Here is an 8753-nt window from a genome sequence, read left to right as displayed (position 1 = left end):
TTAAAATTCTTCAAAACCTTTACAGTAAACTAGAAAGGACAGATAAGAAGATTTTGATAATTTTTGGTGCGGCACATGCCCAAATCCTCACAGATCTTCTAAAGAGTCATCCTGTTTTTAATATCGTAAAGGTTAAAGAAATTCTGAATTAGAATTTTAATCCAACAGTTGATCATACACGTTCTTAATATCCTCTACTTTTTGAGATTCTGCATTCTTTTTAAACGACACCATTAAGTTTAGCAATGAACGGCGAACAATCTCAATATTTGAGCAAGGTTCGTAAAACATTTCTTGTTCTTCAATTTTCATTTGTTTTAGGTAAGCTGAAATATCCTCCTTTGAGAAAATTAGCCCTTTATTGAATACATTGATGTAGAATTTAAGGTTGGAAGACTTATATGTTAAAATGAACAAGCTAGGCAGGTTGACACCGAAAATTGGTAAGCCTAGCCTCTGAGCCACCAAAAGGTATATTACGCATAAAGAAATAGGATTGCCTTTCCTTGTCTCCAAAACTTGATTTATTAAGGAGTTGGATGGGGAATGAAAGTTTTTGGTATTGGCAGAGAATTTGTATTTCTCAAAGAAAATATGATTAAGAATTTTAATGGAATCGTCTGGATGCATTTCATCTCTAAGTTGGAGCCAAGCTTCAAAGTATATTTGATTTATTTCCATTTTTAAAGATTCAAACTGAAGGTCAGGGTATTGATATTTGGCTACTAGCCACATCCCTTCTAGCAAATCATGCTTTCTGAACTTTTTCCATTCCAATAATTGGCTAGAGAAATTCTCATACTGCAATTCATGAATTAAGTCCTCAATTTTTTTTTGAATTGGGGAGTCAAGCGTATTCTTTTCCCAATGTTCTTCCAAAAAAGGAATAATTTCGTCTCCGAGGTTTTTGATCTCTTTTTCAACTAGATAAGAAACTTCTTCGTCGGAGTCTTCTAGGAGAGATACTAGGGCGTTGATTTCATTTTCTGACATAAGCTGATTATTAGATGATGAAATTTAGTAAGTCTTCGGAAAACAACAAACTTAATTTCAAAACTTTCCTATTTTTGCCAAAACGTTTTTTTAATGAATATACTCGTAACTGGTGGTACTGGTTTTATTGGCTCTCATACTGTTGTTGAATTAGTGGCTGCTGGTCACAAGCCCATTATTATTGATGATTTTAGTAATTCAAATAAGTCTGTGTTGGCTGGTTTGAAGAATATTATCGGCTATGATGTGGATTTTATACAAGGAGACTGTAATGAAGAATCCTTCTTAAATAATGTTTTTGAACAACATAAGATTGATGGCGTAATTCATTTTGCGGCCGCTAAGGCTGTGGGAGAATCTGTTCAAAACCCCTTAAAGTATTATGAAATGAACTTAGGCTCTCTCATCAAGTTGATTAGGGTTATGGAATCTCATAAGGTTTCTAAGTTGGTGTTTTCATCTTCTTGTACTGTTTATGGTGAGCCAGATGAAGTGCCAGTTACAGAATTAACTCCAAGAAAGCCTGCCACCTCGCCATATGGTAATACTAAATCAATAGGAGAAGATATTTTAAAAGATGCCGTAATTTCAGGTGGAAACTTTCAATTTGTAGCTTTGAGGTATTTTAATCCTGTAGGAGCACACGAATCTGCCGAGATAGGGGAGTTGCCAAGTGGTGTTCCTGGAAACTTAGTGCCATATATCACTCAGACAGCTATAGGTTTGAGAGAAAGTTTGACAATTTTTGGAGATGATTACGATACCATTGATGGAACGAATGTAAGAGATTTTATTCATGTGGTGGATTTGGCGAAAGCCCATGTAGCAGCATTTGAATATTTAAATGTTGCTCCGGATAACTTCTTCGACTTTTTTAATATCGGAACAGGAGAAGGTAATTCCGTTTTAGAATTGGTTAAGACTTTTGAAAAAGTTAATGATTTAAAACTTAATTATACGATCGGAGATAGAAGAGACGGTGATACCATTAAAATCTACGGTGATGTATCTAAAGCTAATAAAGTATTAAACTGGAAAACTGAAAAAACTCTTGAAGATGCATTAAAAGATGCATGGAGGTGGGAGTGCAAACTAGCTAAACAAAAATGAGTAAAAGTATTTTAATAACTGGTGGAGCTGGATTTATTGGTAGCCATGTAGTCAGATTATTTGTGAATAAATATTCAGATTATACCATTGTTAATCTTGATAAGTTGACCTATGCTGGTAATCTTGAGAATTTGAAAGATTTGAAAGATGCTCCAAACTATATTTTTGAAAAGGGAGATATTGTGGATGCGAGTTACATCGATAGTCTTTTTGAAAAGTATGCCTTTGACGGAGTGGTCCATTTAGCGGCAGAGTCTCACGTAGATAGGTCTATAACGGACCCAATGGCTTTCGTGATGACTAATGTCATTGGTACAGTTAATCTTCTAAACGCGGCAAAGAATAGTTGGAAAGGTAATTTTGAGGATAAGTTGTTCTACCATGTTTCTACAGATGAAGTTTATGGTGAATTGCATGACCCTGAAACATTTTTCCTTGAAGATACCAGCTATGACCCTCGGTCTCCATATTCTGCTTCAAAAGCAAGTTCTGACCACTTTGTAAGAGCGTATAACAGTACTTATGGTTTACCAGTAGTCATTTCAAATTGCTCTAATAATTATGGGCCAAATCATTTTCCTGAGAAATTGATTCCGCTGATGATTAATAACATTAAAAATAAGAAGCCTTTACCTGTTTATGGAAAAGGTGAAAACGTGAGAGACTGGCTTTATGTCTTAGATCATGCTAGAGCTATTGATATGATTTATCATAATGGTGCAGTGGGAGAGACCTTTAACATAGGTGGGAATAACGAGTGGACTAATATTGATTTAGTACATCTTTTGTGTGACACCATGGATAAGAAATTAGGACAGGAAATGGGCAGTTCTAGAGCATTAATAACTTATGTGACAGATAGAGCTGGTCATGATCTAAGGTATGCCATAGACGCCACCAAGCTGATGAATACATTAGGCTGGGAACCTTCTGTTACCTTTGAAGAAGGGCTGGATAAAACGGTAGAATGGTATTTAAATAACTGGGATTGGATTTCAAATATTACCTCTGGTGACTATCAGAAGTATTATGAAGAAATGTATAACTAATTCATCAACACTATTAAATTGAAATAATGAAAGGAATAATATTAGCAGGAGGTTCTGGAACACGTTTGCACCCTTTAACACTAGCTGTGAGTAAACAACTCATGCCAGTGTATGATAAACCAATGATTTATTATCCTTTGTCTATTTTGATGCTTTCTGGCATAAGGGAAATTTTGATTATATCTACACCTCATGACCTCCCACATTTTGAGAAATTATTGGGCGATGGCTCTCAGATTGGTTGCAAGCTAAGCTATGCAGAGCAGCCTAGTCCAGATGGTTTGGCCCAAGCGTTTATTATTGGTGAAAATTTTATTGGTACGGATAGCGTAGCTCTTATTCTTGGGGATAATATATTTTATGGTTCCGGTTTAAGCAAACTCTTACAATCTTGTGCAGAACCAGATGGAGGGACTGTTTTCGCATACAGAGTGCATGATCCTGAAAGATATGGTGTAGTGGAGTTTGATGAAGAATTCAGAGCGGTATCTATTGAGGAAAAACCAGAAAAGCCTAAGAGTAATTATGCCGTGCCTGGGCTGTATTTCTACGACAATAGTGTGGTGGAAATTGCAAAAAACATAGAACCTTCTCCAAGAGGCGAGCTAGAAATTACAGACATTAATAGGGTTTATTTAGAAAAAGGTAAGCTTAATGTAGGTGTTATGAATAGAGGTACTGCATGGTTAGATACAGGCACTTTTAACTCTTTAATGCAGGCTGGACAGTTTGTTCAGGTAATAGAAGAACGCCAAGGAGTAAAAATAGGAAGTATAGAGGAGGTGGCTTATAGAATGGGTTTTATTTCTAAAGAACAATTAGAAGATATTGCTCAACCTTTAGTGAAGTCCGGTTATGGACAATATCTTCTGAATATTCTGAATTAATTTCTCACCATCCATCATCTACTACAGCCTGAACTTTCTTCTTAACAGCAGGTTTGGCTGCAGTAGCTGTAGTTTTTGATGGTTTGTTGTTTGCGGCAGAAGAAATTAGATCCTCATCAGATTCAATTCTAGAATATACCCTACTGACTATTTTCCATTCATCGTTTATCTTTAAAAGATTCAATAAGTCAATGATTTTAGAAGATGGATATACCGTTTCAGTGATGGCTGTAGCAGCGATTCCAGCATAGCTCCAAGAAAGGATGCTCGTTTCTCTAGACATGGCTTTTCCCGGTGTAATCTTAGAAGCTAAATTTTCTACGGACATACCTATGACAGCTCCATTCTTACCTATAGAACGCTGGATAGCATCTGAAACAAAGGCATTTTTAAATTGTGAAACGTCTCCATTCGTGCCGCCATTAAGGTAATCGTTGACAGCAGTTAGAATACCTTCTTCATCGCTTTGGGCATAAGAAAGTGTAGAGCAGCATAGTAATACAATGATGAATTTAAGGTTTTTCATATTCTTTCTTTTTATAGGGGTTATAACGAATTGTTAAACTTCGATATTTCAATTGAGATTACAGTGACCAAACTTTTTTTTGTCGTCTAATAGTTTATATTTGTAATATTCAAACTAATAAATCTAAATTCAAAAAACTATGGGATTGATGTCATTTTTTAAAGGCGTAGGTGAAAAAATATTTCCTTCAACTGCGAAAGAACCTGAAGTAAAGGCGGCTGCTTTGCTAGCACACGTTCAAGGTTTAGCATTACCTTTTAAGAAATTAAGTGTAAAAGTTTCTGATGATGTAGTAACTCTGGAGGGCTTGGTGGCAGAGCAAGTGGATGCTGAGAAGATCGCTATTGCGGTTGGAAACGTAGAAGGAGTAGCTTCTGTGAATAATTTACTTGAAGTTGAAGTGCCAAAAGAAGAAGCTAAGTTTCATACGGTAGTTTCAGGAGATTCTTTGAGTAAAATTGCTAAAGTTTTTTATGGCAACGCCATGAAATACCCTGTGATATTTGAAGCTAATAAGCCAATGTTGTCCCATCCTGATAAAATATATCCAGGTCAAGTGTTAAGAATCCCAGCTTTGGAAGATTAATATTAATGTTATTTTAAAGAAAGGTCGCTTCACGATTGAGGCGACCTTTTTTTGTATATGAGTGTGAAATGTAATTTAAGAATAAGCGATTAAAATGTCATATTTGTGGCTATGGATATAAAACTAAGAAGTAAGATTTCTAAAATAAAGACCTTTGTCTTTGATGTGGATGGTGTATTCACTGACGCTAGGCTTATTGTTACAGATTTGGGTGTGGACAGGGTATTTAATGTTAGAGACGGCTATGCCGTTCAAATGGCCATTAAAGCGGGATATAAAACAGCCGTAATTTCTGGCGGCAAGCAAGAAAATATTAGAACAAGGTTAGGGGGCTTGGGTATTCATGAAATACATCTTTCTGTAAATACAGACGGCAAGCCTTTGGTTTTTGAAAAACTATTAAAGGATTGGTCTTTAAAGCCTGAAGAAGTCTTATACATAGGAGATGATATTCCAGATTTACTTTTAATGAAAGGATGGAACGTACTCAAGGCCTGTCCTGCGGATGCGGAGCCTGAGGTAATAGAAATAGCAGACTACATATCGCCATTTAATGGAGGAGCCGGAGCGGTACGAGACGTAATAAAATTGGTAATGAAGGTACAAGGAAAGTGGATGAAAGTGTTTTAAACAAAAGAAAGAGGCTATCTCACTTTAAAATGTGTGGCAGCCTTATTTTTTTTAAAATGGTCTTAGTAATTTCTCTGATGTTGTAGGTAGCGGTAAAGTTTGGACAAAAAAGAGTCAAAATGACCCTTAACTGGCCATTTTCTTGATATTATGGGCTATGGCGAGCAATCCTGTTTCAATGAGGACCTTTTCTTTTCCTCTCAACATAAATCTTCTAAAGTTTTTGTTGTGTTTAATGTTCCCAAACACTGCTTCTACATCAGCTGGTCTTTGAGAACGGTGCCTGAGCCCTTCATCTGATAGCAGCTTTTCTCTAGCCTTATTTTTTAATCTTTCCGCATTATGATTACGCTGTATTATTCTATTTCCTTGTGCTTTATGACAGGCTCCTTTTAGTGGACAGCCGTCACAGTTTTTAGCTCTATAATAACTAACTAATTGCTGGTAACCCGATTTCTTGGTTTTGGGAGACCCGTGAGTCTTTTCCATTTTTTGACCCATTGGGCAGATAAAGTAATCTTCCTGCTTATCATAATAAAGATGCTCTTGCTTAAAGGCGTCTTGAGCTTTAATCTTTCCTTTAGCCTTTTGCTCCTTATGGAAGTAATTGAACTTTACGTAAGCCTCAATTTGCTCGTCCTCTAAGTATTGATAGTTTTCTTCTGAGCCGTATCCTGCATCAGCCACTACTTCTTCTGGAAGCGTCTTATAGAGAGCTTTGAAGCTTTCTAGGTGCAGCGGTAAGGTGTAAATATCATTGGTGTACTGGTAAATGTCGTAGTTTAGAATACACTGATTACAAGTACTTATTTGCCAGTTATATCCTGCTTTGAGCTGACCATTTAGCATATGGTCGTCTTTCATTCGCATAAAAGTAGCCTCTGGGTCTGTCTTAGAATAAGAGTTCCTGTCTCCTAAAACTTCTTCCTGCTGCTCGTATTTCTTTAGATTACTTGGCCAGTTCTTCTTAGCATAGTTTAGCTTTTGCTTTACCTTAGGGTCTATCTGCTTACCTTTTAGAGCGGTGTTGATTTCTTTGATGGTTTGTTCTACTTTTCCAGCTTCTACTTTTTCAAAAGTACTTGGAGAATTATCTTTTAGTTCTTCTGAAGCTATCCTTTCGGCATAATTCCAAAGGTCTGTTAATTGAGACTTTATTCGCTCTTTATTGTTTTTGATTGATTTACCCCATACAAAAGTGTATTTGTTAGCATTGGCTTCTATTTTGGTACCATCGATATAAACCGTCTTCAGACTAACTAAACCTTGTTGGGTCATTAATAAAACCACCTGACCAAAGACTTCTTTCAAAACAGATTTTAGACGTTCTGACCTAAAGCGGTTGATGGTATTATGGTCGGGACGTTGCATACCAGCTAACCACATAAAGTGAATGTTACTGCTAACGGCTTCTTCTATTTTTCTGGAGGAATAAATATTACTCAAATAACCGTAAACAATAATTTTTAACATCATCCGCGGATGGAATGACGAACTTCCGCCTCCTTGATAACGCTTAAACAATGAATCAATATCTATCTCATCTATGATTCTTTGAACTAAACGAACCACGTGATTTTCGGGAATTAATTCATTTAACGATGGAGGAAGAAGCGATAGCTGACTAGGATCATAATCCTTAAAGACCGCCTTCTTGATTGCTCCTTTTTTCATATTAGGAAGTTACAAAAAAATCCATAAAAAAGAGGCCACCCTTTTGAGACAGCCTCTTTCTACTGTGACAACAAGAAATTATATTTTTTCTAACACTTTTTGATACTTTTTAGGAATGCTCATAGGGTGAGCGTACTTGGCTATATGCACAAAATATCCTGCCGCATTGGCTTCTGCTCTATAAACAGCTTGAGCGTTCACAAAGTGATTTTGTCTTAACTGTATAAATTGACCATAAGAAGATATTTCTTTTAGAACATCGGTAGAGGCTATATCTAATGTTTTGCTTACTGTCCCAATAATATTTTGATAAACTAAATCAGATTTATACTTATCCATTTTAACAGAAATAAGCTGATTTGGTACTAAACTAACTTTATCATTTGACCCTGAGAATACCATAACTGGAAATGCATTTCCATTGTTTTGTATTGGGGTATAGTTTTGAATTCTTTCATTCACGGCATCAGCTTTTGTCTGGAAAAGATTTCTGAGGAATTTTTCTCTGGTGAAAGCAAGAACAATTCCTATAAGTCCACCAATGCCAGTAAACTGCAAAAGAAAGAGCGGTAAGTTAAAATTTGTTAATCCTGTTTGATTTCCTATAACCATTACGAGCAAACCCACAAAGAAAAACCTCAATATATGGAGTGATATTTCTTTTGAAATATTCCATTTTGAAATCTTAAAATAGCTCCTAAATATGGCTGGAAGGAAGAAATCTGCAATTAGAAAGCCTAAAAACCCAGCGGAAGCAGAGATGATAAGGAGCAATGTTTTATTTTGCGATGCATACTCTTTTATGCCAAATGGCTCCATGAAGTAGTACAAGGCATATATAACAGAAGCTACTATTACAGCGTTAATTAAACTCCTGAAAGAAAGAACATTTAGCTGTAAGGGGTTCTTGCTAGTCGTTTTAATTTTAGTTAAAGTATTTGAGATATACTGAAACACTTGCACAGGAAAACTTAAAATTGATTTTATCATGAATTTGCATTTGTATTGATTAAGAAATTTCAAAAACTGTACCAAAATGTTAATGAATACCTTAAAAGTATTTTTGTGATAGCGTAATTTTTAGGCCATTTATTGTGTTAAGTAATAGTAAATCTATAGATTCAAAAAATAAAATAAACCAATTCAATTATTAAAATGAGTAAACCACTCGTAGTTCTATTAGTAACATTCTTTTTATTTCAAAGCGTGTTTTCTAACGCACAGGTTAAATTAAATTCAGAATTAGATTCTTTGAGTTATGCCATAGGTGTTAATATTGGAGAAAGCTTAAAATCTCA

General features: G+C 35.6%; 10 protein-coding genes. 6 read left to right on the top strand and 4 right to left on the bottom strand.

Going from position 1 to position 8753, the window contains the following annotated elements; genetic code table 11:
- Positions 1 to 5: 5 nt before the first annotated feature.
- Positions 6 to 152 carry a DUF5694 domain-containing protein gene (locus ACTBZY_RS12025; protein WP_463046590.1) on the top strand — a complete coding sequence of 49 codons (147 nt, stop codon included), beginning with the start codon at positions 6 to 8 and terminating at the stop codon, positions 150 to 152.
- A gap of 4 nt (positions 153 to 156) precedes the next feature.
- Here ACTBZY_RS12025 and ACTBZY_RS12020 read toward each other — a convergent pair whose 3' ends face one another.
- On the bottom strand, positions 157 to 993 hold the full coding sequence (locus tag ACTBZY_RS12020; protein ID WP_463046589.1) for a transglutaminase-like domain-containing protein: 837 nt from the start codon (positions 991 to 993) through the stop codon (positions 157 to 159).
- 93 nt (positions 994 to 1086) lie between these two features.
- On the opposite strand from ACTBZY_RS12020, the gene galE reads away from it, so the two are divergent.
- The 3 genes from galE to rfbA are packed head-to-tail and all read left to right on the top strand — an operon-like array spanning position 1087 to position 4039.
- Positions 1087 to 2103 (top strand): UDP-glucose 4-epimerase GalE, encoded by a 1017-nt coding sequence (galE, locus tag ACTBZY_RS12015; RefSeq protein WP_463046588.1) that lies wholly within the window; start codon positions 1087 to 1089, stop codon positions 2101 to 2103.
- Entirely contained in the window at positions 2100 to 3152 is a 1053-nt protein-coding gene (gene rfbB, locus ACTBZY_RS12010) for a dTDP-glucose 4,6-dehydratase (RefSeq protein WP_463046587.1), read from the top strand. The genes galE and rfbB overlap by 4 nt, the downstream gene beginning before the upstream one ends.
- Before the next feature lie 26 nt (positions 3153 to 3178).
- On the top strand, positions 3179 to 4039 hold the full coding sequence (gene rfbA / locus ACTBZY_RS12005) for a glucose-1-phosphate thymidylyltransferase RfbA (RefSeq protein WP_463046586.1): 861 nt from the start codon (positions 3179 to 3181) through the stop codon (positions 4037 to 4039).
- Positions 4040 to 4043: 4 nt separating this feature from the next.
- On the opposite strand, the gene ACTBZY_RS12000 is transcribed toward rfbA, so the two are convergent.
- Positions 4044 to 4565, bottom strand: a complete 522-nt coding sequence (locus ACTBZY_RS12000) for a nuclear transport factor 2 family protein (RefSeq protein WP_463046585.1) — start codon at positions 4563 to 4565, stop codon at positions 4044 to 4046.
- A 139-nt stretch (positions 4566 to 4704) separates the two neighbouring features.
- Between ACTBZY_RS12000 and lysM the strand changes: the two genes are divergently transcribed.
- Both lysM and ACTBZY_RS11990 read left to right on the top strand, forming a co-directional pair.
- Positions 4705 to 5151 carry a peptidoglycan-binding protein LysM gene (lysM, locus tag ACTBZY_RS11995; protein WP_463046584.1) on the top strand — a complete coding sequence of 149 codons (447 nt, stop codon included), beginning with the start codon at positions 4705 to 4707 and terminating at the stop codon, positions 5149 to 5151.
- Positions 5152 to 5262: 111 nt separating this feature from the next.
- Entirely contained in the window at positions 5263 to 5781 is a 519-nt protein-coding gene (locus tag ACTBZY_RS11990; protein WP_463046583.1) for a KdsC family phosphatase, read from the top strand.
- A 126-nt stretch (positions 5782 to 5907) separates the two neighbouring features.
- Here the strand turns inward: ACTBZY_RS11990 and ACTBZY_RS11985 are convergent, their stop codons facing one another.
- Both ACTBZY_RS11985 and ACTBZY_RS11980 read right to left on the bottom strand, forming a co-directional pair.
- Complete coding sequence (locus tag ACTBZY_RS11985) at positions 5908 to 7455, bottom strand: IS1182 family transposase (RefSeq protein ID WP_463046582.1); 1548 nt, start codon at positions 7453 to 7455, stop codon at positions 5908 to 5910.
- A 78-nt stretch (positions 7456 to 7533) separates the two neighbouring features.
- A complete protein-coding gene (locus ACTBZY_RS11980; protein ID WP_463046581.1) occupies positions 7534 to 8445 on the bottom strand; it encodes a hypothetical protein in 912 nt (303 codons plus the stop codon).
- Positions 8446 to 8753: the final 308 nt, after the last annotated feature.

It is taken from the genome of Arcticibacterium sp., from assembly GCF_055134445.1.
This window is presented reverse-complemented; position numbering and strand designations above follow the sequence as displayed.

Excerpts from the sequence above, each read along its gene's own strand:
- ACTBZY_RS12020 (WP_463046589.1), bottom strand. The coding sequence starts at position 993 with ATGTCAGAAAATGAAATCAACGCCCTAGTATCTCTCCTAGAAGACTCC.
- galE (WP_463046588.1), top strand. The coding sequence starts at position 1,087 with ATGAATATACTCGTAACTGGTGGTACTGGTTTTATTGGCTCTCATACT.
- rfbB (WP_463046587.1), top strand. The coding sequence starts at position 2,100 with ATGAGTAAAAGTATTTTAATAACTGGTGGAGCTGGATTTATTGGTAGC.
- rfbA (WP_463046586.1), top strand. The coding sequence starts at position 3,179 with ATGAAAGGAATAATATTAGCAGGAGGTTCTGGAACACGTTTGCACCCT.
- ACTBZY_RS12000 (WP_463046585.1), bottom strand. The coding sequence starts at position 4,565 with ATGAAAAACCTTAAATTCATCATTGTATTACTATGCTGCTCTACACTT.
- lysM (WP_463046584.1), top strand. The coding sequence starts at position 4,705 with ATGGGATTGATGTCATTTTTTAAAGGCGTAGGTGAAAAAATATTTCCT.
- ACTBZY_RS11990 (WP_463046583.1), top strand. The coding sequence starts at position 5,263 with ATGGATATAAAACTAAGAAGTAAGATTTCTAAAATAAAGACCTTTGTC.
- ACTBZY_RS11985 (WP_463046582.1), bottom strand. The coding sequence starts at position 7,455 with ATGAAAAAAGGAGCAATCAAGAAGGCGGTCTTTAAGGATTATGATCCT.
- ACTBZY_RS11980 (WP_463046581.1), bottom strand. The coding sequence starts at position 8,445 with ATGATAAAATCAATTTTAAGTTTTCCTGTGCAAGTGTTTCAGTATATC.